The organism is Protofrankia sp. Cr1 (assembly GCF_963555865.1).
In the GTDB taxonomy this organism is placed as follows: domain Bacteria; phylum Actinomycetota; class Actinomycetes; order Frankiales; family Frankiaceae; genus Protofrankia.
This window is the reverse complement of the sequence record NZ_CAUVXO010000457.1, coordinates 1,059-3,026: the sequence shown is the minus strand read 5'-3', so window position 1 is coordinate 3,026 and position 1,968 is coordinate 1,059. Positions and strand designations below refer to the sequence as shown.

The 1,968-nt window shown below is 69.4% G+C and carries 1 protein-coding gene; it reads left to right on the top strand.

Annotated features, from left to right (window positions below; all coding sequences use genetic code 11):
- Nucleotides 1–112: 112 nt before the first annotated feature.
- The coding region (locus U9980_RS23610; protein WP_322769946.1) for an ABC transporter ATP-binding protein at nucleotides 113–1,968 on the top strand (1,856 nt) is incomplete at its 3' end.

Genomic DNA, 1,968 nt, shown 5'->3' with positions numbered 1-1,968 from the left:
TCCGATAGGAGTCGGATTCTGGCCACACCCGTTGCGGCGGGCTGTATTTTCGGTTCGAATCCGTTTGGGCGGTGCCGACGTCGGCGGCGTGGTGAGCGACGAGAGGAGAACCATGCCCGATGACCCGGCGGGATCGACGGAGTCGGTTTCCGCAGGTTCACCCGATGTTATCCGAAGAGGTCTGGCCATCATCGGGATGGGCATCCGCGAGGAACCCCGGTCGTTCGCCGTGGCAGTTGCCGGCAGTTCGCTGTTTGGCCTCATGACCGTGGCGAGCTCGGTCGTGCTCGGCGAGGTCACGGACAAGGTCCTGCTGCCCTCCTTTGACACCGGGCGGGTGGCGGTGGGCAGCCTCACGCTGGCAGCGACGCTGCTGGTCGCCGTCGGCGTTGCCAGGGCGGTGGGGATGTTCGTGCGCCGGCTCGGCGGTGGGGTGATGACGTTCCGGCTACAGGCACTCTACCGTCGCCGGGTGACGCGGCAGTATCTGCTCCTGCCGTTGTCGTGGCACCAGCGCCACTCGACCGGCCTGCTGCTGTCCAATGCCAATGCGGACGTGGAGGCGACGTGGGCGCCGATCCTCCCGCTGCCGTTCGCGGCGGGCGTGCTTGTCATGATCGTCGTGGCCCTGGTGGTGCTGATCGCGACCGATCCGCTGCTGGCTGCCGTCGGATGCGTCATCTTCCCCTTCTTCGGCGTCGTCAACGTCATCTACGGGCACAAGGTCTCGCCGCTGCTGTCGCGCGCCCAGCAACTGCGGGCGGAGGTGAGCGGGGTGGCGCACGAGTCGTTCGACGGCGCCCTGGTGATCAAAACGATGGGGCGGGAACGTGACGAGACCACCCGGTTCGCACGCAAGGCAGACGAACTGAAGGAAGCAATGATCAGCGCCGGCCGGGTGCGCGGCATGTTCGATCCGGTGATGGACGCGTTACCGAACATCGGCGTTCTCGCGGTCCTGCTGGTCGGCACGGCCAGGATCTCGGCGGGCGCACTCGATGTCGGAGATCTGATTCGCGTCGCCTACCTGTTCACGCTCCTGGCCTTCCCGCTGCGGGCGATCGGCTGGGTGTTCGGTGAACTGCCCCGGTCGGTTGTCGGCTACGGCCGGGTGCGCGCGGTCCTGCGCGCCCGCGGTGAGCAGCGCTTCGGATCGCAGACACTGCGCGCTCAGGGCCCGGCGAGGCTGACTGTGGACGCCGTCACCTATACCTACCCGCGACCGGTGGATGGGGAGGGGCCGGCGGCCCACGCCCTTGACGGGGTGAGCTTCGATGTTGCGCCCGGCCGGGTGGTGGCGCTCGCCGGGCGGACCGGGTCGGGAAAGTCGACCCTGGCCGGGTTGCTGGTCAGGCTGTACGACCCTGACGTCGGGGCGGTCCGGATCGACGGTGTCGATCTTGCTGAGCTCGCCGACGGTGAGGTCAGCTCGGCCGCGTCCCTGGTGTCCCAGCAGGCGTTCCTGTTCGACGACACGGTTCGCGGCAACGTTGCGCTCGGCTTGGCCGTGGACGATGCGGCGCTGTGGGAGGCGCTCGCGCGCGCGCAGGCGGACCGCTTCGTCGCGGCACTGCCCGCCGGTCTCGACACGCAGGTCGGCGAACGCGGAACCACGCTGTCCGGCGGGCAGCGCCAAAGGATCGCCCTGGCCCGGGCGCTGGTCCGCCAGCCGCGCCTGCTCGTTCTCGACGACGCGACATCCGGCGTCGATCCGCGGATCGAGGCGGCCATCCTGGCTGGTCTGCGGGAGCGGGCGGGCGCGTCCACGGTGGTTGTCGTCGCACACCGGCGGGCAACGATCGAGCTGGCCGACGAGGTCGTGTACCTGGATCGGGGACGGGTGGCCGGGCGAGGCAGCCACGATGAACTCATGGCCACCTCGCCCGGGTACGCGGCGTTGTTGACCGCATACCACCCGGTGAGCGGCGGCGCGAACCCCGTCGGGGATGTCATCGGGGCTGTCGTCGA